General features: G+C 74.6%; 19 protein-coding genes. 6 read left to right on the top strand and 13 right to left on the bottom strand.

What is annotated here, in order from left to right; genetic code table 11:
• Window positions 1-37: 37 nt before the first annotated feature.
• From QK440_RS11100 to afsQ1, 3 genes are read right to left on the bottom strand one after another with little or no spacing between them, the layout of a single operon-like run.
• Window positions 38-643 carry a hypothetical protein gene (locus tag QK440_RS11100; RefSeq protein WP_282792865.1) on the bottom strand — a complete coding sequence of 202 codons (606 nt, stop codon included), beginning with the start codon at window positions 641-643 and terminating at the stop codon, window positions 38-40.
• Complete coding sequence (locus tag QK440_RS11095; RefSeq protein WP_282792864.1) at window positions 640-2,253, bottom strand: HAMP domain-containing sensor histidine kinase; 1,614 nt, start codon at window positions 2,251-2,253, stop codon at window positions 640-642. Before QK440_RS11095 ends, QK440_RS11100 begins: the two co-directional genes overlap by 4 nt.
• Window positions 2,250-2,927 carry a two-component system response regulator AfsQ1 gene (gene afsQ1 / locus QK440_RS11090; RefSeq protein ID WP_190134928.1) on the bottom strand — a complete coding sequence of 226 codons (678 nt, stop codon included), beginning with the start codon at window positions 2,925-2,927 and terminating at the stop codon, window positions 2,250-2,252. Before afsQ1 ends, QK440_RS11095 begins: the two co-directional genes overlap by 4 nt.
• 212 nt (window positions 2,928-3,139) lie before the next feature.
• Here afsQ1 and QK440_RS11085 point away from each other — a divergent pair, with 212 nt between their 5' ends.
• On the top strand, window positions 3,140-3,916 hold the full coding sequence (locus tag QK440_RS11085; RefSeq protein ID WP_282792863.1) for a SigE family RNA polymerase sigma factor: 777 nt from the start codon (window positions 3,140-3,142) through the stop codon (window positions 3,914-3,916).
• A 198-nt stretch (window positions 3,917-4,114) separates the two neighbouring features.
• On the opposite strand, the gene QK440_RS11080 is transcribed toward QK440_RS11085, so the two are convergent.
• The gene (locus QK440_RS11080) at window positions 4,115-4,753 is read right to left on the bottom strand and encodes an ATP-binding protein (protein ID WP_282792862.1); all 639 of its coding nucleotides are present in this window, start codon (window positions 4,751-4,753) and stop codon (window positions 4,115-4,117) included.
• 270 nt (window positions 4,754-5,023) lie between these two features.
• Between QK440_RS11080 and QK440_RS11075 the strand changes: the two genes are divergently transcribed.
• The 3 genes from QK440_RS11075 to QK440_RS11065 all read left to right on the top strand — a co-directional run bounded on the left by QK440_RS11075 (window position 5,024) and on the right by QK440_RS11065 (window position 8,801).
• Complete coding sequence (locus QK440_RS11075; RefSeq protein WP_282792861.1) at window positions 5,024-5,809, top strand: ABC transporter ATP-binding protein; 786 nt, start codon at window positions 5,024-5,026, stop codon at window positions 5,807-5,809.
• Between the two features lie 5 nt (window positions 5,810-5,814).
• Window positions 5,815-7,182 (top strand): FtsX-like permease family protein, encoded by a 1,368-nt coding sequence (locus QK440_RS11070; protein WP_282792860.1) that lies wholly within the window; start codon window positions 5,815-5,817, stop codon window positions 7,180-7,182.
• A gap of 422 nt (window positions 7,183-7,604) precedes the next feature.
• Window positions 7,605-8,801, top strand: a complete 1,197-nt coding sequence (locus QK440_RS11065; protein ID WP_282792859.1) for a sensor histidine kinase — start codon at window positions 7,605-7,607, stop codon at window positions 8,799-8,801.
• A 45-nt stretch (window positions 8,802-8,846) separates the two neighbouring features.
• On the opposite strand, the gene QK440_RS11060 is transcribed toward QK440_RS11065, so the two are convergent.
• The 5 genes from QK440_RS11060 to QK440_RS11040 form a co-directional block, all read right to left on the bottom strand.
• On the bottom strand, window positions 8,847-9,512 hold the full coding sequence (locus tag QK440_RS11060; protein ID WP_282792858.1) for a response regulator transcription factor: 666 nt from the start codon (window positions 9,510-9,512) through the stop codon (window positions 8,847-8,849).
• 136 nt (window positions 9,513-9,648) lie between these two features.
• On the bottom strand, window positions 9,649-10,539 hold the full coding sequence (locus tag QK440_RS11055; protein WP_282792857.1) for an aldehyde dehydrogenase family protein: 891 nt from the start codon (window positions 10,537-10,539) through the stop codon (window positions 9,649-9,651).
• Entirely contained in the window at window positions 10,532-11,968 is a 1,437-nt protein-coding gene (locus QK440_RS11050) for an aldehyde dehydrogenase family protein (RefSeq protein ID WP_282792856.1), read from the bottom strand. Before QK440_RS11050 ends, QK440_RS11055 begins: the two co-directional genes overlap by 8 nt.
• Before the next feature lie 5 nt (window positions 11,969-11,973).
• Entirely contained in the window at window positions 11,974-13,026 is a 1,053-nt protein-coding gene (deoC, locus tag QK440_RS11045) for a deoxyribose-phosphate aldolase (RefSeq protein ID WP_282792887.1), read from the bottom strand.
• Window positions 13,027-13,233: 207 nt separating this feature from the next.
• A complete protein-coding gene (locus tag QK440_RS11040; RefSeq protein WP_282792855.1) occupies window positions 13,234-15,570 on the bottom strand; it encodes a glycosyl hydrolase family 18 protein in 2,337 nt (778 codons plus the stop codon).
• Window positions 15,571-15,848: 278 nt separating this feature from the next.
• Here QK440_RS11040 and QK440_RS11035 point away from each other — a divergent pair, with 278 nt between their 5' ends.
• Window positions 15,849-16,508: a PH domain-containing protein gene (locus QK440_RS11035; RefSeq protein ID WP_282792854.1), complete on the top strand. Its 660-nt coding sequence runs from the start codon at window positions 15,849-15,851 to the stop codon at window positions 16,506-16,508.
• Between the two features lie 331 nt (window positions 16,509-16,839).
• On the opposite strand, the gene QK440_RS11030 is transcribed toward QK440_RS11035, so the two are convergent.
• The 4 genes from QK440_RS11030 to QK440_RS11015 form a co-directional block, all read right to left on the bottom strand.
• Window positions 16,840-17,967, bottom strand: coding sequence for a glycosyltransferase family 39 protein (locus tag QK440_RS11030; protein WP_282792886.1), 1,128 nt, complete (start codon window positions 17,965-17,967; stop codon window positions 16,840-16,842).
• Window positions 17,968-18,217: 250 nt separating this feature from the next.
• Window positions 18,218-19,876: a phospho-sugar mutase gene (locus QK440_RS11025; RefSeq protein WP_282792853.1), complete on the bottom strand. Its 1,659-nt coding sequence runs from the start codon at window positions 19,874-19,876 to the stop codon at window positions 18,218-18,220.
• A gap of 49 nt (window positions 19,877-19,925) precedes the next feature.
• Window positions 19,926-20,750, bottom strand: a complete 825-nt coding sequence (locus QK440_RS11020) for a purine-nucleoside phosphorylase (protein WP_282792852.1) — start codon at window positions 20,748-20,750, stop codon at window positions 19,926-19,928.
• 446 nt (window positions 20,751-21,196) lie between these two features.
• Window positions 21,197-21,634, bottom strand: a complete 438-nt coding sequence (locus QK440_RS11015) for a gamma-glutamylcyclotransferase (protein WP_282792851.1) — start codon at window positions 21,632-21,634, stop codon at window positions 21,197-21,199.
• A gap of 128 nt (window positions 21,635-21,762) precedes the next feature.
• On the opposite strand from QK440_RS11015, the gene QK440_RS11010 reads away from it, so the two are divergent.
• A complete protein-coding gene (locus QK440_RS11010; protein WP_282792850.1) occupies window positions 21,763-23,211 on the top strand; it encodes an NAD(P)H-quinone dehydrogenase in 1,449 nt (482 codons plus the stop codon).
• Window positions 23,212-23,284 lie beyond the last annotated feature (73 nt).

Raw genomic sequence — 23,284 nt, 5'->3', positions numbered from 1 at the left:
TCCGCGCGGGCCGCAACGGCCCCCGGCCCCTGGCCCTTCAGGACTCCGCGGGCCGGGAGGGCGGCGCCACCCGGCCGGGCCGGTCCCGGACCTCGGGGGTGCACTCGTAGCGGCGGAGGTCCGTCCCGGCGGGGCCGCCGAGCAGCACCGCCCCGCCGTCCGACGCGGCACTCTCCGCGTACGTGCACACGAGCTGGGAGAGCGCGGCCGTCGGCAGCTCCTGGGGGCGCCTGCTGAGCCGCAGCGCCTCGCCCGGGTCGCCGGACCGGGGGCCCGTGACGGTGAGGCCCCGGCGCACCTCCGTGGTGTACCCGGCCTGCTTCTCGTCCGCGGCGGGCGCGGCGGACAGCTCGGTGAGGAGCGCCCGCGCGACGCGCACCCGGTCCGTGCCGCCCTGCTGCGCGGGGACGCGGACGGTCCGGTCCGCGGGGACGAGCCGGCCCGAGCACACCAGGAAGATCTGCACGGGCACGCCCGTCGCCTGGTCGCGCGCCGAGATGCCGGACGCCGACGCCCCGCACGGCACCCGCGAGGGCGCGGCGCCGAAGTCGGTGGGCACCTCGGTGGAGCGGATGCCGCACCCGGCCAGCACGGTGGTGAGCGCGGCGGCGGCAAGGACGCCCCGCAGGCGTCGCCTGGTCATGTCTCTTCCTTGCCTTCCTCGGAACGTTCCCCGGCCCCGGCCCCGCCGGCCCCGGCCGCCCCGCCGGCGCCCGCGCCGGACTCCGGCTCGGCCGTCAGCGGCGAGGCGTCGCGCGGCAGCCGCAGCGTGAACACCGCGCCGCCCGCGGGCGCGTTCGCGGCCGTGATCTCGCCGCCGTGGATGTGCGCGTTCTCCAGCGCGATGGACAGGCCGAGCCCGCTGCCCTCCGACCGCGGCCGGGACGCGCTCGCCTTGTAGAAGCGGTCGAAGACGTGCGGCAGGACGTCCTCGGGGATGCCCGGGCCGCCGTCCTTCACGGAGATGACGAGGCTGTCGCCGTCCAGGCGCACCGACACCTTCACCGGGGAGCCGCCGTGCTTGAGCGCGTTGCCGATGAGGTTGGCCAGGATCACGTCCAGGCGGCGCGGGTCGAGCCGGGCCATGATGCCGCGCTCGGCGTCCAGGTCGACGGCGTCCAGCCAGGCGCGGGCGTCGATGCAGGCGGTGATCTGGTCGGCGATGTCGACGTCGTCGAGGACGAGCTTGGCGGTGCCCGCGTCGAAGCGGGTGACCTCCATCAGGTTCTCCACCAGGTCGTTGAGGCGCCGCGTCTCGCTCACCACGAGCCGGACCGCGGGCTCGATCATCGGGTCGACACTGCCGGTCTCGGCGTCCAGCTCCTCCTCCAGGACCTCCGTCACCGCCGTGATCGCGGTCAGCGGCGTACGCAGCTCGTGCGACATGTCCGCCACGAAGCGCCGGCTCGCCTCGTCCCGGGCGCTCATGTCCGCGACCTTCTTCTCCAGGTTCTCCGCCGTGCGGTTGAACGTACGGGACAGATCGGCCAGCTCGTCGGTCCCCGACACCCGGAGCCGGGTGTCCAGCTTGCCCTCGCCGAGGCGGCGCGCGGCCACCCCCAGGCGGTGCACCGGCTTCAGGACCGTCGTCGCGGCCGCCTGCGCGAGCAGCGCGGAGCCGACCAGCGCGAGCGCCGTGGCGATGGCGAGCGACCAGCCCAGCGAGCTGAGGTCCTTCGCCTCCGGCTCCAGGGACTTGAGCATGTACCCCGTCGGACCGCCCCCGACGATCCGCGTGCCGCCGACGAGGTAGGGCGTGCCGTGCTCGACGGTCCGCTGCCAGTACAGGTGGTACGGGCTCTTGTTGCCGTCGGTGAGCGGCTGCTCCTTGCGCACGGCCTCGCGCAGCGCCCGCGGCACCTTGGCGAGGGTGAACCCGTCCAGGTCGGAGTAGCCGTGGATCCGCCGGCCGCGGGGGTCCTCCCCGACCAGGAGCACGCTGTAGCGCTGGCTGCTCTTGGCCATCTGGCCGGCGGCGGCCTGCAGCGCGTCCTGCGTGGGGTTCGGCGGCAGCGCGCCCGCGCGGGTCTGCATCTGCTGCCGGAAGTCCTTCAGCGCGGCGTCCTGCGCGCGCGTCAGCACGGCCTCGCGGTTGAGCCAGTACGCGATGCCGGACGCGGACACCGCCGCGGTCAGCGCCACCAGGGCGAAGACGACGACGAGGCGCAGCCGCAGGCTCGTGAAGCGCAGGCCGGACCAGAGTGCCTTGCGGACCGCGGACAGGCCGCGGGACTGGTCGTGCGGTGCTGTCACTGAGGCGCGTCCAGCCGGTAGCCCACGCCGCGCACGGTACGGATCAGCGTCGGCGAGGACGGCACGTCCTCGACCTTGGCGCGCAGGCGCTGCACGCACGCGTCCACGAGCCGCGAGTCGCCCAGGTAGTCGTGCTCCCACACCAGGCGCAGGAGCTGCTGGCGCGACAGGGCCTGCCCGGGCCGCCGGCTCAGCTCCAGCAGGAGCCGCAGCTCGGTCGGCGTGAGCTGCAGGTCCTCGCCGTTCTTCGTCACCGTCATCGCCGCGCGGTCGATCACCAGGGAGCCGAACGTCGCCGCGTCGTTCGCCTCGCGCTCGCCGCGGCGCAGGACCGCCCGGATCCGGGCGTCGAGCACCCGCCCCTGCACGGGCTTGACCACGTAGTCGTCGGCTCCCGACTCGAGGCCCACGACCACGTCGATGTCGTCGCTGCGCGCGGTCAGCAGGATGATCGGCAACTGGTCGGTGCGCCGGATGCGGCGGCACACCTCGAAGCCGTCGATGCCGGGCAGCATCACATCCAGCACGATCAGGTCCGGCCGCTGCTCGCTCAGGAGCTTCAGCCCGTCCTCGCCGGTGGCAGCAGTGGCCACCCGGTGACCCTGGCGCGTCAGTGAGAGCTCCAGGGCCGTCCGGATGGCGTCGTCGTCCTCGATCAGCAACAGGGAAGGCACGAACGTCATTCTGTCCCATGGCGCGGGCGCAGTTCGACTGTTGGCCGGCGTCTCACACGGCACCCACACGAGCGAACGGTGTCGTCGATCTTGGACGGTGGGGCAAGAACCCCTGTGACAGGCCTGTGACAGTCGGCGGACACCGCCATGAAGTGGCTCCGGCAGAGTTTTGGTCACACGGAAATCCCAGACTCCACGACGGGGGGCGCGAGATGAACACGCTGCACAGCACCAGCTCAAGCGCAGTTGTCACGCGTCTGCACGACGTCCACCGGAGTTCTGAGAAGCACGAGAAGTCCGGTGCCGTGAGCGGGCGGGGGTGCGCTCGCGGCACCGGGCGTCAGCACACCGGTTACATGACGGTGGTTGACGCGCTCAAGGGCGGCGGTGACGGGGGAGCTCGCGGGGGAGCCGCCGCGTACAGGGAGGAGTCGGGGGAACGGACCTCCCGGTCGGAGGCCGAGGACGCCGAAACGGCGTTCACCGCCTACGTCCAGGAGCGCCGCGCCTCCCTGTACGCCACCGCCTACCACCTGACCGGCGACCGCTTCGAGGCCGAGGACCTGCTGCAGAGCGCCTTGTTCTCGACGTACCGCGCCTGGGACAGGATCAGCGACAAGGCCGCCGTCGGCGGCTACCTGCGGCGCACCATGACGAACCTGCACATCAGCGCGTGGCGCCGCCGCAAGCTCAACGAGTACCCGACCGAGGAACTGCCGGAGACCGTCGGCGACACGGACGCGATGCGCGGCACCGAGCTGCGCGCCGTCCTGTGGCAGGCGCTCGCCCGGCTGCCCGAACTCCAGCGCACCATGCTGGTCCTGCGCTACTACGAGGGCCGCACGGACCCGGAGATCGCGGACATCCTCGACATCAGTGTCGGCACGGTGAAGTCCAGCATCTGGCGGTCCCTCCGCCGGCTGCGCGAGGACGAGGTCCTCAGCTTCGGCCGTGACCAGGAGGAGTCCTTCGGCGAGTTGGTCGCCTGAGGACAGGGGGAACGGGGGCCGCCGCTCCTAGGGGGGAAGCGGCGGAAGCAGGAAAAAGAGGGGGGAACACGGGGGACCACGGGGGAAAACCGCGGGACCGGAAGGCCGGGGGGTCTTTCCGGTCCCGCTCTTCATGCTGCCGTGCCGCTGTACGGGGCCTGTTCCGCGCGGCGTACGGTGCCCGCGGACCGGGCGGTGCTACGCGGCGCTCGCGTGGGCCCGCGCGCGGCGGCCCGCCGCCGCGTCCGTGAGGCGGCCGAGGGCCTCCTCCGCGCCGCACGGGTGGGCGCCCAGGGCGGTCTGGCGGGCCACGATGGCGCGTTCGGCGCGCATCAGGCGCCAGCCGCGGCGCAGCAGGAACGGCACGGACTTGCGGCCCTCGCGCAGGTCGCGAAGGAGCCGGCGGCGGAACGTGGTGGACGGGCGCCCGCGCAGGCAGAGCGCGTCCGCGAGCACGCCGAGCTCCCGGCAGCGCTCCACGATGTCCGCCGCGAAGATGCCCTCGGCGATGAACAGCGGCGTGCGCTCGATGTCGAGCGTCTCCTCACCGACCCGCGCGCTCGTGGCGATGTCGTACACCGGTACGCGCGTACGCCCCGTGCGGCACAGCTCGCTGATCGCGGCGACCGCCACGTCCGCGTCCCAGGACCGCGGCGAGTCCCAGTCGATGTCCGTACTGCCCTCGACGAGCGGCAGCGTCGGGTCGGTGCCCTCCTTGTAGAAGTCGTCGAGACACAGGACGGGCAGCCCGCTGCGGGCCGCGAACGACGACTTGCCCGAACCGGAGGGCCCGGTGAGCAGGACGACGCGCGTGGGTGTCGGAGGATGGGGACCCAAAGCTCTGAACCTTCTCACCTGCGGTTGTGCCGGACAGCCGGACCTGTGTGCCGTGACTCGACCTCGCGGGGTCGCGCACGCCCGCGAGGCATTATCCCCTCCCGGCGGCGGGGGAGCGCCGGGCGGGGCGGGTGCCGTGCGGCGCACGCCCGGGAGACGACGGCGGCCACGTACCGGAGGGCCGGGCTCCGCGGGGGTGCGGTTTCCCGAACCACCGTTCCGGGGGCGGGCATGATCGACCGCCGCGCCCGCGGCGGCGAGGCTGGGGGCATGGCTGAGACGGCGACGGACAGAGCGACGTACAGGGCGAAGGAAAGAGCGGGGGACGGGGCGGCGGACGCCGCCCGGGCGGAGGACCTGCACCGGGAGTACGGGCGCGGGACCGCCGCCGTACGGGCGCTGCGGGGGGTGTCCGTGCGCCTCGCCCCCGGGACGTTCACGGCGGTGATGGGCCCCTCGGGCTCGGGCAAGACCACCTTGCTGCACTGCCTCGCCGGGATGGACCGACCCACCCGGGGCTCCGTCTGGTGGGGCGGCACCGAGGTGTCCCGGCTGCCCGAGCGGCGCCTCGCGGAACTGCGGCGCAGCCGGGTCGGGTTCGTCTTCCAGGCGTTCAACCTGATGCCGGCGATGACGGCCGCGCAGAACGTCGAACTCCCCGGCCGGCTGGCGGGCGAGCGGCCCGACCGGGGCCGGGTCCGGGACGCGCTCGCCCGGGTGGGCCTCGCCGGGCGGGAGCGGCACCGGCCCGGGCAGTTGTCCGGCGGGCAGCAGCAGCGGGTGGCGATCGCCCGGGCGCTGGTGGCGCGCCCCCAGGTGCTCTTCGCCGACGAGCCCACGGGCGCGCTGGACCGGGCCACCGGCCACGAGATCCTCGCCCTGCTGCGCGCCGGGGTGGACGAGGAGGGGCGGACCTGCGTGATGGTGACCCACGACCCGGTCGCCGCCGGGTACGCGGACCGGGTGCTGCTGCTCGCCGACGGCCTGCTGGTGGACGCGCTCGACCGGCCCACCGCGGCCGAGGTCGGCGCCCGCCTGAGCCGGCTGGGCGGGTGAGCGCGATGGCCCCGATCGGCCTCGGGCAGATGCGCCGTCGTCCGGCCGCCTTCGTCGGCCTGGCGGTCGCGCTCTTCCTCGCCGTCGCCACCGTGACCCTGTTCGGCTCGCTGGTGGCCGCCGACGCCACGGCCCCCGCCGCCCGGGAGGCGGTCGCGGGGCCCGGGCTGATGGTGATCGCCGGTGCCTTCGGCGAGATCGCCGTCCTGGTCGCGTTCTTCGTCGTGGTCAACGCGCTGGGCTTCACGCTGCGCCAGCAGCACCGCGAACTGGCCCTGCTGCGCACCGTCGCCGCCACGCCCCGGCAGACGCGGCGGCTGGTGCGCGGCCAGGTCGTCGCGACCACGCTGCTGGTCGCCGTGCCCGCGTGGGCCGTCGGCGCGGTGGCGGCCCGCCGCTTCCTCGCCGCGCTGCAGCGGCGCGGGATGGCGGCGCCGGACGTCCGGGTGCCGGGGACGCCGCTGCCCATGCTGGTCGCGCTGGCCGTCACGCTCGCCGTCGGCCTGGTGGCCACGGCCGTCGCGGCCCGGCGGATCTCCCGCATCGCGCCCGCGGCCGCCCTCACCGCGAGCTCCACCGAGCACGGGCGGACGGGCGTGCCCCGCCTGCTGGCCGGCGTCGGCGCGCTGGCCGGCGGCGGGCTGCTGCTGCGCCTGGCCGCGACCCGCCCGGCGGGCGAGGTGGACAAGGCGGGGCAGGCGGCGCTGCTGGCCTCGCTGGTCCTGCTCACGGGCGTCGCCCTGGTCGGGCCGCTCGCGGCGCGCGTCCTGGCCGCCGCCCTGGGCGCTCCGCTGCGGGCGGTGGCCCCCGGCGCGGGGTGGCTGGCCGACGCCAACCTGCGCGGGTACGCGCGGCGGCTGTCCTCCGCCGTGGTGCCGGTCGCGCTGCTCGTCGGGCTCTCCGGCACCATGATGATCATGACGAGTACCGCCGAGGACGTCTCGGGCGCGGCCGCGACCGCCGTCACCTCCGACACGGACGTCTGGCTGCGCCAGGCCGAGCTGGCGCTGCTGGTCTGCTTCGCCGCCGTCTCCACCGTGAACACCCTGGTCGCCGTGACCGCCGAGCGGCGCCGCGAGTTCGCGCTGCTGCGGCTGGTCGGCGCGACCCGGGCCCAGCTCATGCGGGTGCTGACCGTGGAGGCGGTGCTGACCACGGCGGTGGGCGTCCTGCTCGGCGCGGTGGTCGCGGGCGCCGCGTCGGCGGCGTTCAGCCTCGCGGTGACCGGCTCGCCGCTGCCGTCCGTCCCGGCGACCGCCTGCGCCGTGACCGTCGCGGGCGCGGCGGCGCTGACCGTCCCCGGCATCCTGGCCACGGGGGCGCGCGCGACGCGCGGCGCGGCGGTGGAGGCGGCGGGGGACGGCCGTGAGTGAACGGGGCGGCGGACCGGGCCCGCGCACGGGCGCCTCACGGCGGGTTGTGCCGCGGTTGGGTGCCTTGCGGCCGGGTGCCTTGCGCCCGGGTGCCCTGTGCCAGGGCGGGCTGTGCCCTGATGTGTCCGGGCGCCCTGCGGCCAGGCGCGTTGCGCCCGCCTCGGGGCGCCCTGCGGCCGGGCGCCCCGCACCCCGGGACACGGGCGGTGTCGAGCGCCTCGCCCGCCAGGGGTCCGTCGTGAGGCCGCCGACCGCCGGGGAGCGCGCCACGGGGCCCGGAGCCGTACGTGGCTGAGCGGCGGGGCCCCGGCGTCCGGGGGGACCGGGACGGTCATGACGTACGGGACGCAAGGCGCAGCAGCACAAGGCGCAACAGCACAAGGCGCATCAAGGGTGTAAAGGGCATAAAGGGCGTCCTGCGCGTGCGCGGCGGTGACTGGGCCTTCGCCCTGGCCGGGCTGCCGCTCGCCGTGGTCGGCGGCGGCTACGCGCTCGCCGTCCTCTACGCGGGGGCACTGCTCTCGCTCACCGTGCTCGGCCTGCCGTTCGTGGCCGTGGCGCTGACCGGCGCGCGAGCGCTCGGGGCGCTGCACCGGCGGCTGGTCGCGCGGCTGCTCGGCGAGCGCGTCGAGGCCCCGGCCGCGCCGCCCCGCGCGAAGGGCCCGGTCGCCCGGTGCCGCGTCGCCCTGACCGACCCGGCCGCCTGGCGGGCCCTGCTCTACCTGGTGCTGCGGCTGCCGCTCGGCGTGCTCGGCTTCGCCGCCGCCGTCGTGGTGCCGCTGGGCTGCGGCTGGCTGATCGGCTTCCCGCTCTGGGTGCGCCTGCTGCAACCGGACCAGCGGCCGGCCCTGTGGCCCACCGCCGTCTCGGTCCCGCTCGGCCTGGTCCTCCTGGCCGCGGTGCCCGGCGCGGTCCGGGCGCTGAGCCGGGCGAACCGGTGGCTCGCCCGGCTGCTGCTCGGCCCCGCCCGCGCCCAGCGGCGCGTCACGGAGCTGGAGGCTGCCCGCGCCGCCCTGCTCACGGAGAACACCGACCGGCTCCGCCGTCTGGAGCGCGACCTGCACGACGGCACCCAGGCCCGGCTCGTCGCCCTGGCCATCACCCTCTCGCTGGCCGACGACGCGCTCGGCCCCGCCGCCGGGCCGGACCTCGGGCGGCTGCGCGACCTGGTGGACCGCGCCCGCGGTCAGACCGACGCCACCATCGCCGAGCTGCGGCTGCTCACCCGGGGCATCCACCCCGTGGCGCTGGACGGCGGGCTCGGCGAGGCGCTGCCGGGGCTCGCCGCCACCGCGCCGGTGCCGGTCACCGTCGACCTGGACCTGCGGGAACGCCCGGACCCGGCGGTCGAGCGCGCCGTCTACTACTGCGCCGCCGAGCTGCTCACCAACATGGCCCGGCACAGCGGTGCCCGCTCGGCCGGACTCGCCGCGACCGCGGCCGGCGGCCGGGTCACCCTGACCGTGCGCGACGACGGCCGCGGCGGCGCGGCGCCCGGCACCGGGACCGGGCTGACCGGCCTCGCCGGGCGGCTCGCGGCGGTGGACGGCGTCCTGCGGGTCGACAGCCCGCCCGGCGGCCCCACCGTGATCACCGCCGAACTCCCGGCGCGCCTGTGACGCCCCCGCCCGGGGCGCTCCGCCCTGGGCCGTGACCCGGAATCGTCAGCTCCCGCTCTCCGCCAGATACGTGAGGACGGCCTTCACCCGCCGGTTGTCGGTGTCCGTCGCCCGCAGGCCGAACTTGGCGAAGACGGCGGCCACGTGCTTCTCCACCGCCCGCTCCGACACCGCGAACAGCGTGGCGATGGAGCGGTTGGAGTGGCCCTGCGCCATCAGCTCGAGGACCTCGTACTCGCGCGGCGTCAGGGCGTCGACCTTGGGGCGCCGCCCGCCGCGCAGGAGCTGGGTGACCACCGCGGGGTCGAGCGCCGTACCGCCGTCGGCGACCCGGTGCAGCGCGTCCACGAACTCGGAGGTGCGGGCGACGCGCTCCTTGAGCAGGTACCCGACGCCCGCCGTACCGTCCGCGAGCAGCCGGGAGGCCCAGACGGTCTCGACGTGCTGGGAGAAGACCAGGATGCCGACCTCGGGCGTGCGCGCGCGGATGTCGACGGCGGCGCGGATGCCCTCGTCGGTGTGCGTGGGCGGCATGCGGATGTCCACCACGGCCACGTCGGGCCGGTGCGCGGCCACCGCGGCGAGCAGCTCGGGCGCCGTACCCGTGGCCGCCACCACCTCGCACCCGCGGGCGCCGAGCAGCTCGACCATGCCGTCACGGAGGACGACGGAGTCCTCGGCCAGGACCACGCGCAGACGCTTGTCGATCACGCCGCCATTATCGGGCCGGACGGGTGCGGGAGGCCGGGCGGGTACGCGCGGGCGGCGGGTACGCGCGAACGCCGGGCGGGCCGAGGCCGGCCCGCCCGGCGTCCGGGCGTGAGGAGAGGAGAGGAAGGGACGGGGCTCAGTACGAGGAGCCCGACGCGCCCAGCGACCCCGTGGGGTGCCAGACCGTCTTCGTCTCCAGGAAGGCGGTGAGGCGCTCCGTGCCGGGGGGCGCGGTGAAGTCGCCGTCCACAGCCTGTGGACGCAGCACGCGCTTCAGGTTGTCCGCAGCCGCGATCTCCAGGTCCTTCGCCAGGCCGGCGTCGGCGCCCGTGAGGTCGATGGCGTTCACGTCCTGGTGCGCGGCCAGCGGGGCCGCGAGCTCCGCCGTGCGGCCGGAGAGGATGTTGACGACACCGCCGGGCACGTCCGACGTGGCCAGGACCTCGCCCAGGGACAGGGCCGGGAGCGGGGCCTTCTCGGAGGCGACGACGACCGCCGTGTTGCCGGTGGCGATCACCGGGGCGACGACGGACACCAGGCCCAGGAAGGACGACTCCTGGGGCGCGAGCACCGCGACGACGCCTGTCGGCTCCGGCGTGGAGAGGTTGAGGAACGGCCCGGCGACCGGGTTCGCCCCGCCCACGACCTGGCCGATCTTGTCGGTCCAGCCCGCGTACCAGACCCAGCGGTCGACCGCGGCGTCCACGACCGCCGCGGCCTTGGACTTCGACAGGCCCTCGGCGTCGGCGACCTCGCGCGCGAACTGGTCGCGGCGGCCCTCCAGCATCTCCGCCACGCGGTACAGGATCTGCCCGCGCAGGTACGCCGTCGCGTTCGACCAGCCGCCGAACGCCTTGCGTGCGGCCACCACCGCGTCCCGCGCGTCCTTGCGGGACGACTGCGGGGCGTTGGCCAGCCAGTTGCCCTTGGAGTCCGTCACCTCGTACACCCGGCCGCTCTCGGAACGCGGGAACTTACCGCCCACGTACAGCTTGTAGGTCTTGAAGACAGTCAAGCGCTCAGACATCGAGGTACGCCTCCAGGCCGTGGCGGCCGCCCTCGCGGCCGAAGCCCGACTCCTTGTAGCCGCCGAAGGGCGAGGTCGGGTCGAACTTGTTGAACGTGTTGGCCCAGACGACGCCCGCGCGGAGCTTGTTCGCGACCGCGAGGATGCGCGAGCCCTTCTCCGTCCAGACGCCCGCCGACAGGCCGTACTGCGTGTTGTTCGCCTTGGCGACGGCCTCGTCGGGGGTGCGGAAGGTCAGCACCGACAGAACGGGGCCGAAGATCTCGTCCCGGGCGATGGTGTGCGCCTGGGTGACGCCCGTGAACAGCGTCGGGGCGAACCAGTAGCCGGAGGTGGGCAGCTCGCACGCCGGGGACCAGCGCTCGGCGCCCTCCGCCTCGCCCTGGTCGGCGAGGGCGGTGATGCGGGCGAGCTGCTCGGCGGAGTTGATCGCGCCGATGTCGGTGTTCTTGTCCAGCGGGTCGCCCAGGCGCAGCGTGGAGAGCCTGCGCTTGAGGGCGTCGAGCAGCTCCTCCTGCATCGACTCCTGCACGAGCAGGCGCGACCCGGCGCAGCAGACCTGGCCCTGGTTGAAGAAGATGCCCGTGACGATGCCCTCGACGGCCTGGTCGACCGGGGCGTCGTCGAAGACGATGTTCGCGCCCTTGCCGCCCAGTTCGAGGGTGAGCTTCTTGTCCGTGCCCGCGACCGTGCGCGCGATCTCCTTGCCGACGGCCGTGGAGCCGGTGAAGGCCACCTTGTTCACGTCCGGGTGCGCGACCAGGGCCGCGCCCGCGTCGCCGTACCCCGGAAGGATGTTGACGACACCCTTGGGCAGGCCCGCCTGGCGGCAGATGTCCGCGAAGAACAGCGCGGAGAGCGGGGTCGTCTCGGCGGGCTTGAGGACCACCGTGTTGCCGGTCGCGAGGGCCGGGGCGATCTTCCAGGCCAGCATGAGCAGCGGGAAGTTCCAGGGGATGACCTGGCCCGCGACGCCCAGCGGCCGCGGGGCCGGGCCGAACCCGGCGTGGTCGAGCTTGTCGGCCCAGCCCGCGTAGTAGAAGAAGTGCGCGGCGACCAGCGGGAGGTCCGCGTCGCGGGTCTCCTTGATCGGCTTGCCGTTGTCGAGGGTCTCCAGGACGGCGAGCTCGCGCGAGCGCTCCTGGATGATGCGGGCGATGCGGAAGAGGTACTTCGCGCGCTCCGCGCCGGGCAGCGCGGACCACTTCTCGAACGCCTTGCGGGCGGCCTTCACCGCGCGCTCGACGTCGGCCTCGCCCGCCCGGGCGACCTCGGAGAGGACCTCCTCGGTCGACGGGGACACGGACTTGAAGACCTTGCCGTCCGCGGCCTCGGTGAACTCGCCGTCGATGAACAGGCCGTAGGAGGGCGCGATGTCGACGACCGCGCGGGACTCGGGGGCCGGCGCGTACTCGAATACAGATGCCATGGTGATCAGTCCACCGTCACGTAGTCGGGACCGGAGTAGCGGCCGGTGGCCAGCTTCTGACGCTGCATCAGCAGGTCGTTGAGGAGGCTGGACGCGCCGAAGCGGAACCAGTGGTTGTCCAGCCAGTCCGCGCCCGCGGTCTCGTTCACCAGGACCAGGAACTTCACGGCGTCCTTCGACGTGCGGATGCCGCCGGCCGGCTTCACGCCGACCTGGACCCCGGTCTGCGCGCGGAAGTCGCGCACGGCCTGCAGCATGAGCAGGGTGTTGGCCGGGGTGGCGTTGACCCCGACCTTGCCGGTCGACGTCTTGATGAAGTCGGCCCCCGCCATCATCCCGAGCCAGCTCGCGCGGCGGATGTTGTCGTACGTCGACAGTTCGCCGGTCTCGAAGATGACCTTCAGGCGGGCCTGGCGGCAGGCCTCCTTGACGGCGACGATCTCCTCGAACACCTTCAGGTAGTCGCCGGACAGGAACGCGCCGCGGTCGATGACCATGTCGATCTCGTCGGCGCCCGCGGCCACGGCCTCACGGACGTCCGCGAGCTTCACCTCCAGCGGGGCGCGGCCCGCGGGGAAGGCGGTGGCGACGGAGGCGACCTTCACGTCCGTGCCGGCGACGGCCTCCTTCGCGGTGGCCACCATGTCCGGGTAGACGCAGACGGCGGCGGTGCGCGGGGTGGTGCGGTCCGTCGGGTCCGGGTGGACGGCCTTCGCGCCGAGCGCGCGGACCTTGCCCGCGGTGTCGGCGCCCTCCAGGGTCGTCAGGTCGATCATGGAGATGGCCAGGTCGATGGCGTACGCCTTGGCCGAGGCCTTGACCGACCGCGTCCCCAGCGCCGCCGCGCGCGCCTCCAGGCCGACCGCGTCCACGCCCGGCAGCCCGTGCAGGAAGCGGCGCAGCGTGGACGCCGACGCGGTGACGTCGGCGAACGCGCCGGGCACGGCGCGGCCGGCCGGGGTGGGGGGCGGGGCCGCGGCGGCCTTTTCTGTCTCTGTGGGTGGAGTCGTCCGCATGGTCACGAGGGGAGCATATCTACGCGCGTAGCGGCTGTACAGGGGCCCTGCCCGCGCGCGGGCAGGGTGCGCGGGGTCCCCATGGCCGGACCGGGCGGCGCCCGCCCGGCCGGGCAGGCCGGTGCGGGGCCACCGCGCGGGGCCATGGCGCCGGGTGCGCCGCGGCCCCGCCGGTCGGAGCTGCCTCCGTGCCCGGGCCCGGCCGCTCTCAGGGCCGCCGCAGCGGCGGCCGGGCCCGGTGCCCGGGGGTCACCGCAGGCCGTTGTCCAGGGCGGACATCAGCGTGCCGGTGGGGGTGTCGCCGGACATCTCCCAGACCATGCCGCCGAGCAGGCCCTTCGACTTGATCCAGGCGGTCTTCCTGCCGATCGACCAGGCGTCGTCGAAGCTCCACCACTGGCCGTTGTTGCCGGTGTAGCCGTACGTGGAGACGGACTGCTCGTCGTGGTACACGGTCATGTTCGGGACGCTGGTCATCATGTTGTGGTAGCCCCTGATGCCCGCCTCCTCCGGGAACTGCCCGGGGGCCGCGCCGTTCGCCGTCTGCCACTCGCCCTTGGCGCCGCCGTCGGCGACCTCCTTCCAGCCGCGGCCGTAGAACGGGAAGCCGACGGTCAGCTTGCGCGGGTTGACCCCGGCGTCCAGATACGTCTGGACCGCCTTCTCGACGCTGAAGTCGAAGGGGTACGGGTCCTGCGCGTCGCGGTGCAGATTGGCCTGGTGCCCGGTGCGCTTGGGCTCCCAGGAGTTGTCGCTGCCGGAACCGTGGAAGTCGTAGCCCTGGACGTTGGCGAAGTCCAGGTACTCGAAGATCTTCCTGATGTCCCAGCCCGCCTCGATCTTCGCCGGGTCGGCGGGGGTGAAGGCGGTGAGCAGCTTGTGCCCGCCGCCGGTGGCGTCGAGCTGCTTGCGGAACTCGGCAAGGAGCGCCGTCAGGTTGTCCTTGTCGGCCGCGCTGTAGTGGTTGCCCGGGTGGCCCTCGGCGCCCGGCCACTCCCAGTCGATGTCGATGCCGTCGAAGACGCCCGCGCCGGTGCCGGGGCCGCCCGCGCCGTTGTGGACGGGCAGGTTGCCCTTGATCCAGACGTCGACGCAGGACCGGACGAACTTCTCCCGGGACGCGGGGGTCGCGGCGGCGTCCGCGAAGAACTTGGAGAACGTCCAGCCGCCGAGCGAGACGACGACCTTCAGGTGCGGGTGCTTGGCCTTGAGCTTCTTGAGCTGGTTGAAGTTGCCGCGCAGCTTGCCCCAGCCGTCGTCCGCGACCCCGTCCACCGACTGCGCGGCGGAGAAGGCGCGCCCGTAGTCGGCCTCGGCGTCGCCCGCGCCCGTGCCCTCGTCCGGGTCCTGCGGGTTGCCGGAGACGCCCTTCGTCACCCCGGCCAGGCAGGTGTGGTTGACCGGGTCGACGTTCTCGAAGGCGTAGTTGATGACGTCGAGCTTCGCGGCGGCGCCGGAGGTGTCCAGGTTCTTCACGAAGTACTGGCGGCCGTAGATGCCCCACTGCGCGAAGTAGCCGACCGTGAGGTGGTTGCCGGGCCCGGCCGCGTCGTCCGTGGTGACGCGCACGGCGTTCGAGGCGGGCGAGGCGTTGTCGGCCGTGTCCCGCGCCTTCACGGTGAAGGTGTAGGCGGTGGCGGGGGTCAGGCCCTCGACGGTCGCGGTGGTCGCCGACGCGGGAACCGTCTTCGCCAGCGTGCCGCCGCGGTAGACGTCGTACGCGGCCACGGCCACGTTGTCCGTGGACTTCTCCCAGGCCAGGGACGCCGAGACCTGCGTCTTGCCGGTGGCGCGCAGGTTGCCGGGCGCGGTCGGCGGGGTCGGGTCGGTCGCCGGGTCGACCGTCGTCGCGGTCACCGGCGGGCTCTCCGGGCTGGTGTTGCCGCGCCGGTCCTTGGCGCGGACGGTGAAGGTGTAGCGCGTCGCCGGGGTCAGGTCGGTGACCGTGGCGCTGTTCGTGGTGGAGGTCGCCACCACCTTGCCGCCGCTGAGGACCTCGTACGTCGTCACGGGGTAGTCGCCCGCCCCGGCCGGGGGCCAGCCGAGGGAGACCGTGCGGGACGTGGCGGTGGTGACGGTCGGGGTGCCGGGCGCGGTCGGGGGCTTGTCCGGCGAGCCGTCGCACTTGTCACCGTTGACCGTGCACCCCGTGGGTGTCCCGATCGGCCCGTTCGCCGTGAACTGGTAGCTGTACGGCTCGGTGGTCCCGCCCGCCGGGACCCTGCCGTTGTAGTACGCGTTCTTCACGGTCACGTGGCTGCCGGAGACGGTCGCCTCGCCGTGGGTGTGCCCGCTGACCCGGACGCCCGGCGGCAGGTCGAACTCCAGCGTCCAGCCGGTGGCCGCGGCGGAGCCGCTGTTGCGGACGACGTACTTGCCCTGCCAACTGGAGCCGCCGCCCTCGGTGGTGAAGGTCGCGGTGAGCGTCCCGGCCGCGTGCGCCGGGGTCGCCGTCAGGGCGGTGAGCAGGGACAGGGGCAGCAGCAGGGCCGTGAGCAGCGCGGCCGCCCGGCCGCGCAGGACGGTGGCCGCCGCTCTTCGTAAGACTCCGGGCGCTGTCCTGGTTCCTCTTCCGGTGGGGGCCATGGCTCTCCTCGGGGGTGGGTGCGGGGGTGTCTCCTCCGGGGGGTTCGGGCGGTGCCGGTCCGCGTGGGCTCGGGGCCCGGGTGGGAGGGGCCGGCACCGGACGATGCTTAGGCGTACATGACAACCCTCTGACCGTACTAGGTCTGGACCAATCCCCACACCCTTGCCGCACGCCGAGTACGGGAAGGCGCCAGCACCTCGCCGCACGCCGAGTGCGGAAAGGCGCCAGGACCTTGCCGCACGCCGGGGGCCGGAACGCGTCAGGCACAATCAGCCCTATGACGAGCGACCCGCAGCCCACCCCCGCGGACCAAACCCCCGCGGACCACACCCCGGTGTACCAGGACCGCGTCCACCGGTCGCACGCGGCCATCGCCGGAGGCGTCCTGCTGCTCGTGATCGGCGTCTGGCTGGCCGTCGACGCCCTGGTGCGCGGCGAGGGGAGCACCCCCTGGGTGGCCCTCGCCGGGCTGCTCTTCGCGGTGCCGCTCGTCGTCGCCTACACCCTGCGCCCCGCCGTGTTCGCCAACGACGACCGGCTGCGCGTCCGCAACCCCTTCCGCACGATCACGCTGCCGTGGGGCGCCGTCTCGGGGCTCCGCTCCGGGTACTCCAACGAGGTCTTCACGCAGGACGGCACCAAGTACCAGCTCTGGGCCATCCCGGTCTCGCTGCGCGGCCGGAAGAAGGCCGCGCGCCGGCACGCCCAGCAGGTCGCCGCGGACGACCCCGCCACCAGCCGGGTCCGCCCCGGCGCGGGCCCCGAGGGCCTGCGCGCGCCCGGCGACCAGGCCATGGACGACCTGCGGGAGATCGCCGAACGCCGGGAGGGCGCGGAGTCCGCGCAGGGCGAGCCGGTCGTCCGCTGGGCGTACGAGATCCTGGCCCCGGCCGCGGCGGGCGCGGTGCTGCTCGCGGTCCTGCTGGGTATCGGCTAGCCGCGCCGCGGGCCGCCGGGGGAGTGCCCGGAGAGCCGGACACGGGGACGAGGTCCGCCGTGCCCGGCCGGGCGGCACCTCGCCAGGGGGGGGTGGGCGGGCGCCGGAAGCCGTCGGCTCCCGCTAGGGGGGGTGGGGAGCCGTCGGACAGCGCTTCCATAGTGAGGCATGGCCGTGGACGAGCGGCAGCCGGGGTCCGTACTGGACGCCAACTTCCCGGCAACGGGCCGGATTCCACGCCGTCGCGGCCGGGATGCAGAGGGCAAGAAAGTCCGGCGGTCCGGCGGTCCGGCAGCGCGGCGGTCCGGCAGCGCGGGGCGCCCGGCCGGGCTCACGGCGGCCCGAGCCACACCAGCAGCATGTGCCCGCCGAACGCCGCCGAGCTGAGGGCCGCGCCTGTGAGCACCGGCACCACCACCCGGCGCCGGGCCCGCGCCAGGGCCGACGCCACCGGCAGCAGCAGCGGGAAGCCCGGCAGCAGGAACCGCGCCCGGGGGAAGTACACCCCGCTGGAGCCGAGCACGATGGCCAGGAGCAGGCCCGTGAACAGCAGCAGCGGCAGCGGCTGCGCGCGGGAGGCCACCGACAGCGCGAACAGGACGAGCGCCCCCAGGAGCACCACCGTCACCAGCACCAGGAACAGCTGCGGGCGCTCGACGAGGAACAGCCGCTTCATCCAGCGCAGCGTGCCGACACCGCCGTCCCACTCGTTGTGCCACCACTTCTGCACCGCGAAGTAGCCGTCCCAGCGCCCGAGTCGGGCCCCCACCCAGCCCACGTACCCGAGCCAGCCGAGCGGCGCGAGGACGGCGCCCGCGACGGCGGCCGCGGAGAAGCGGCGGCGCAGGGCGAGCGCCGCCGTCACGGTCACCGCGGCGGCCAGCGCGACGCCCGTCGGGCGCGTCAGGCCCGCCAGCGCGGCCAGCGCCCCCGCCGCCACCCACCGCTCGGTGAGGACCGCGTACAGGGACCACGCCGCGAACGCGGTGAACAGCGACTCCGTGTAGCCCATCCACTGCACCAGGGCCACCGGCAGGCACGCCCACAGCGTCACGAGGAGCACCCCGGCCCGGCGCCCGTGCAGCCGGTCGCCGACCTTGAAGATCCCCCACGCGGCGAGGAAGGACGACACGAACGCGACCGCAAGGCCGACCGCGCCGCGCGGCTCGGGCAGCAGCACCTCGCCCGCCCGGATCAGCAGCGGGTACAGCGGGAAGAACGCGAGGTTGTTGGTGTCGAAGGAGTGGCCGAGCGTCTCCGCGTACCCGTGGTCCGCGATCCTCAAGTACCAGTCGCAGTCCCAGGATTCGGCGAGCAGGTGCCACAGGCCGCGGTGCTCCCGGCGCGCCCACACGGCGAACACCAGCAGGCCCAGGGTGCGCACCGCCGCGTACGCGAGCAGCGCCGGGGCCGCGTGCCGCAGGGCGCCGCTCGCCCGCGCGCGAAGCCCCCTCGGCAGCCGCGGGGCGCTACGGGACCGGCGTGACGCCGGGACGCGGGACGGCGCGGCGGCGGTGGCGGGGCCGGGCGGTGGGGCGGGGGGTCCGTACGGCACGGCGGCTCCCGGAGCGTGACAACGAGAAGGTGCGCTACCGGTCGGACCCTTCCTGGGGGACCGGCAGCGCACCGTCACGCTGCGCCGACTGCCGCGGGGAACCACCCGTACGGGTGGACTCCCGGCAACGGATTTCCGCTGTCGGAGGGGGCCGTCAGATGCCCGCGGCCGCCGCGAGGTCCCGCTTGAGGGCGGCGAGCAGCTCCGCCGCCCGCGCGTGGGCCGCCGGGAGGCCCGCCCGGTCGGCGACCGGGACGACGACCTCCAGGTAGCACTTGAGCTTGGGCTCGGTGCCGCTGGGGCGCACGATGACGCGGGCGCCCTCCAGCGCGTACCGCAGGCCGTCGGTGGGCGGCAGCGTCTCCGTGCCCTCCGTCAGGTCCTCCGCGCGCGTCACCGCGAGGCCGGCGAGGCGCGTCGGCGGCTGCTCGCGCAGGCGCCGCATGGCGTCCGCGATCAGCGACAGGTCCTCCACGCGCACCGAGAGCTGGTCGGTGGCGTGCAGGCCGTGCTCCACCGCCAGGTCGTCGAGGAGGTCGAGCAGGGTCCGGCCCTCCTCCTTCAGCTCCGAGGCCAGCTCGGTGACCAGCAGCGCCGCCGTGATGCCGTCCTTGTCGCGGACGCCCTCGGGGTCGACGCAGTAGCCGAGCGCCTCCTCGTAGCCGTACCGCAGGCCGTCCACGCGGGCGATCCACTTGAAGCCCGTGAGCGTCTCCTCGTAGCCGACGCCCGCCTTCCCGGCGATCCGGCCGAGCAGCGACGACGACACGATCGACTCCGCGAAGGTGCCCCGCGCCCCGCGCCGCACCAGGTGCGCGGCGAGCAGCGCGCCCACCTCGTCGCCGCGCAGCATCCGCCAGCCGGTCCGCTCGGCGTCGGTCGGTACGGCCACCGCGCAGCGGTCCGCGTCCGGGTCGTTGGCGATCACCAGGTCGGGCCGCGCCGCGCGGGCCGTGGCGAACGCCAGGTCCATCGCGCCCGGCTCCTCCGGGTTCGGGAAGGCCACCGTCGGGAAGTCCGGGTCGGGCTCCGCCTGCTCGGCCACGAGCACCGGCTCGGGGAAGCCGGCCCGCGCGAAGGCGGCGAGCAGGGTGTCCCTGCCGACGCCGTGCATGGCCGTGTAGACGGTCCGGGCGGTGCGGGGGGACCCGTCGGCCAGGACAGCGTCCGTACGGGCCAGGTAGGCCTCCAGGACGTCCTCGCCGAGGACCTCCCAGCCGCTGTCGAGCCGCGGCACGTCGGCCAGGGCGGCGACCGCGGCGATCTCGGCCGCGATCTCCCCGTCGGCGGGCGGCACGATCTGCGAGCCGTCGCCCAGGTAGACCTTGTAGCCGTTGTCGCGCGGCGGGTTGTGGCTGGCGGTGACCTCCACGCCCGCGACGGCGCCCAGGTGCCGGATGGCGAAGGCGAGCACGGGCGTGGGCAGCGGCCGGGGCAGGACGGCGGCGCGCAGCCCGGCCCCGGTCATCACGGCGGCCGTGTCCCGCGCGAAGTCCGCCGACTTGTGGCGGGCGTCGTAGCCGACGACCACCAGGCCGTCGGTGTGGCCCTTGCCCTTCAGGTACGCGGCCAGGCCCGCGGCCGCGCGGATCACCACGGAGCGGTTCATCCGCATCGGGCCCGCGCCCAGCTCGCCGCGCAGGCCGGCCGTGCCGAACTGGAGGGTGCCGCCGAAGCGGGCGGCCAGCTCGGCCCGGGCCTCCGGCGTGTCCGCGGCCGCCAGGAGCTTGGCCAGCTCCTCGCGGGTCTCCGGGTCCGGGTCCTCGTCGAGCCAGGCCTGGGCCCGCGTGATGAGTTCTCCGTGGTCCTGCACGTGTGGTCAGCCTCTCCGTGAGGGGGTCGTACGACTCGGGGCGCCGGGGTCAGACGCGCCCGAGGACCTTGCCGAGCAGCTCGCCCATGCGGGTGGCGGAGTCGCGGCCCGCCTGGAGGACTTCCTCGTGGTTGAGCGGCTCACCGGTCATGCCCGCCGCGAGGTTGGTGACCAGGGAGATGCCGAGCACCTCGGCCCCGGCCTCGCGCGCGGCGATGGCTTCCAGCACGGTCGACATGCCGACGAGGTCGGCGCCGATGGTACGGGCCATCCGGATCTCGGCGGGCGTCTCGTAGTGCGGGCCGGGGAACTGCGCGTAGACGCCCTCTTCCAGGGTGGGGTCGATCTCCTTGCACAGCGCGCGCAGCCGCGGCGAGTACAGGTCCGTGAGGTCCACGAAGTTCGCGCCCACGATCGGCGAGGTCGCCGTGAGGTTCAGGTGGTCGCTGATCAGGACCGGCTGGCCCGGGCGCATGCCCTCGCGCAGACCGCCGCAGCCGTTCGTCAGCACGATGGTCTTGCAGCCCGCGGCGACGGCGGTACGCACGCCGTGCGCGACGGCGGCGACCCCGCGGCCCTCGTAGTAGTGCGTGCGGCCCAGGAAGACCAGGACCCGCTTGTCACCGACCGTGACGGAGCGGATCTTGCCGCCGTGGCCCGCGACGGCGGGCGGCGGGAACCCGGGCAGCTCGGTGACCGGGAACTCGGCGTCGGGGGTGCCCAGCGCGTCGACGGCCGGCGCCCAGCCGGAGCCCATCACGAGGGCGACGTCGTGGGTCTCGGCGCCCGTGAGCTCGCGCAGGCGCGTGGCGGCGGCGTCGGCGGCGGCGTACGGGTCGCCCTGGATGTCGTCCGGAATAACTGAAGCGTTCACGCCGAAGAGGGTAGCCGCTTACGCCCTACGCGCGTAGATGACGATGGTCACGGCTTGAGGACGCTGCGCTTGTGCCTTCCCACAAGGCACGGCGACCACGGGCCCCCGAGCCCATCCCTTCCCGAAACCGACTGACCCCGGGGGTGGTCGCAGAGGCAGCACGGGTGGGCCGGAGGCGGGGACGACGGCGCGCAAGCCGCCAGGTCGGGGCCGGGGGTGGTTACAGAGGCAGCACGGGTGGGCGGGTGGGAAGAATCCGCCGCGGAGCGGCGGGAGGGGGACGACGGCGGGTCAGCCGCCAGGTCGGGGCCGGGCGGGCGGCGCCGGGTGGCACGGGTGGGCGGGTGGGAGAAATCCGTCGCGGAGCGGCGGGGCAGGCCGGGGCCGGGCGGGCGGCGCAGGGGCTGTGCGGGCGGGTGGGTGGGAAAGGCGGGGCCCCTGCGCCCTCAGCAGGGCCGCTTCCGCAGCCCCATGACGTAGTCGTGGGGCGCCCCCGCGGACTCGGCCGCATCCGCGATCTCCCCCAGGTACCGAGCCGACGGCAACCCGCCCTCGTACCCGTTGAGCACGTACACCCAGGCAGGCTCCTCGCCCTCGAGGGTATGCACCCGCACCCGCATCCGCCGGTAGATGTCGAGCCCGACCCCCTCCCACCGGTCCAGGGAGTCCTCGTCCATCGGCGCGACGTCGTACAGCGCGACGAAGACCTGCGAGCGCGGCGCCTCCACGATCGTGGCGAGGGCGCCCTCCCAGCCCATGTGCTCACCGCCGAACGTCAGCCGCCAGCCGTTGAGCCAGCCGGACGCGCGCAGCGGCGAGTGCGGGGCGCGGCGGCTCATCAGCCGCGCGTCGAGATTGCCGGCGTACGCGGCGTAGAGCGACATGCCCCGAGGGTACGACTTTCCGGCGCGGGCGCCTCACCCGGTGGACGCCCCGGGGCCCGGCCCCGTACCGCGCCGCCCGGCGGGGCACGGACCCCCCGGGGGCACGGGGTGCCCGGCGGTGCGGGACAATGGAGTACGTGACTCGGATCGTGATCATTGGCGGCGGACCCGGCGGTTATGAGGCGGCCCTGGTGGCCGCCCAGCTCGGCGCGGAGGTGACCGTCGTCGACTGCGACGGTCTGGGCGGGGCGTCGGTGCTCACCGACTGCGTCCCGTCGAAGACCCTGATCGCCACGGCCGAGGTCATGACGACCTTCGACTCCTCGTACGAGGAGCTGGGGATCATCGTCGAGGACGACACCCCCCACATCGACCAGGCCGCCCGCGTCGTGGGCGTGGACCTCGGCAAGGTCAACCGGCGCGTGAAGCGGCTCGCGCTGGCCCAGTCGCACGACATCACCGCCTCGGTGACGCGGGCCGGCGCCCGGGTCCTGCGCGGCCGCGGCCGCCTGGAGGGCCAGCAGGCCATGGACGGCTCGCGCACCGTCGTGGTGCGCGCCGCCGACGGCACCGAGGAGCGGCTCACCGCCGACGCCGTGCTCATCGCCACCGGCGGCCACCCGCGCGAGCTCCCCGACGCCCAGCCCGACGGCGAGCGCATCCTCAACTGGACGCAGGTGTACGACCTCGACGAGCTGCCCGAGGAGCTCATCGTGGTCGGCTCCGGCGTGACCGGCGCCGAGTTCGCCGGCGCCTACCAGGCCCTCGGCTCGCGGGTCACGCTGGTGTCGTCGCGCGACCGCGTGCTGCCGGGCGAGGACCCGGACGCCGCCGCCGTCCTCGAGGACGTCTTCCGCCGCCGCGGCATGAACGTGATGGGCCGCTCCCGCGCCGCCTCCGCCAAGCGCGTCGGGGACCGCGTCGAGGTCACGCTCTCCGACGGCCGCGTCATCTCCGGCACGCACTGCCTGATGGCCGTCGGCGCCATCCCGAACAGCAGCGGGATGGGCCTGGAGGAGGCCGGGGTCAAGCTCAAGGACTCCGGGCACATCTGGACCGATCGCGTCTCGCGGACGTCCGCCCCCGGGGTGTACGCCGCCGGTGACGTCACCGGCATCTTCGCGCTCGCCTCGGTCGCCGCCATGCAGGGCCGCATCGCGATGTACCACTTCCTGGGCGACGCGGTCACGCCGCTGAACCTGAAGACCGTCTCGTCGAACGTCTTCACGGACCCCGAGATCGCCACCGTCGGCTACTCCCAGGCCGACGTCGACGCGGGCAAGATCGACGCCCGGGTCGTCAAGCTGCCGCTGCTGCGCAACGCGCGCGCCAAGATGCAGGGCATCCGCGACGGCTTCGTCAAGATCTTCTGCCGCCCCGGTACCGGCATCGTGGTCGGCGGCGTCGTCGTCGCGCCGCGCGCCTCGGAACTCATCCACCCCATCTCGATCGCGGTCGACAACAATCTGACGGTGGAGCAGATCGCCAACGCCTTCACCGTGTACCCCTCGCTTTCGGGGTCGATCGCCGAGGTCGCCCGCCAGCTGCACACCCGCAAGGTGACCGGCGAGGCCTGACCCGGGGGCCCGCGCCACCGGGCGACGGCCGCCGGAAGTGATCCCTCCGGCGGCCGGATCCATCACCGCGCAG

The organism is Streptomyces sp. CC224B (genome assembly GCF_030010595.1).
Lineage (GTDB): Bacteria > Actinomycetota > Actinomycetes > Streptomycetales > Streptomycetaceae > Streptomyces > Streptomyces longispororuber.
The sequence above is the reverse complement of the archived record's forward strand: the minus strand, read 5'-3'. Positions and strand labels throughout refer to the sequence as shown.

What these genes read in the sequence shown, in the direction of transcription:
- QK440_RS11075 (WP_282792861.1), top strand. Translation starts at nt 5,024, where the DNA reads ATGGCTGAGACGGCGACGGACAGAGCGACGTACAGGGCGAAGGAAAGA.
- QK440_RS11010 (WP_282792850.1), top strand. Translation starts at nt 21,763, where the DNA reads ATGGAGTACGTGACTCGGATCGTGATCATTGGCGGCGGACCCGGCGGT.
- QK440_RS11055 (WP_282792857.1), bottom strand. Translation starts at nt 10,539, where the DNA reads ATGTCTGAGCGCTTGACTGTCTTCAAGACCTACAAGCTGTACGTGGGC.
- QK440_RS11100 (WP_282792865.1), bottom strand. Translation starts at nt 643, where the DNA reads ATGACCAGGCGACGCCTGCGGGGCGTCCTTGCCGCCGCCGCGCTCACC.
- QK440_RS11070 (WP_282792860.1), top strand. Translation starts at nt 5,815, where the DNA reads ATGGCCCCGATCGGCCTCGGGCAGATGCGCCGTCGTCCGGCCGCCTTC.
- QK440_RS11085 (WP_282792863.1), top strand. Translation starts at nt 3,140, where the DNA reads ATGAACACGCTGCACAGCACCAGCTCAAGCGCAGTTGTCACGCGTCTG.
- QK440_RS11015 (WP_282792851.1), bottom strand. Translation starts at nt 21,634, where the DNA reads ATGTCGCTCTACGCCGCGTACGCCGGCAATCTCGACGCGCGGCTGATG.
- QK440_RS11035 (WP_282792854.1), top strand. Translation starts at nt 15,849, where the DNA reads ATGACGAGCGACCCGCAGCCCACCCCCGCGGACCAAACCCCCGCGGAC.
- QK440_RS11050 (WP_282792856.1), bottom strand. Translation starts at nt 11,968, where the DNA reads ATGGCATCTGTATTCGAGTACGCGCCGGCCCCCGAGTCCCGCGCGGTC.
- QK440_RS11040 (WP_282792855.1), bottom strand. Translation starts at nt 15,570, where the DNA reads ATGGCCCCCACCGGAAGAGGAACCAGGACAGCGCCCGGAGTCTTACGA.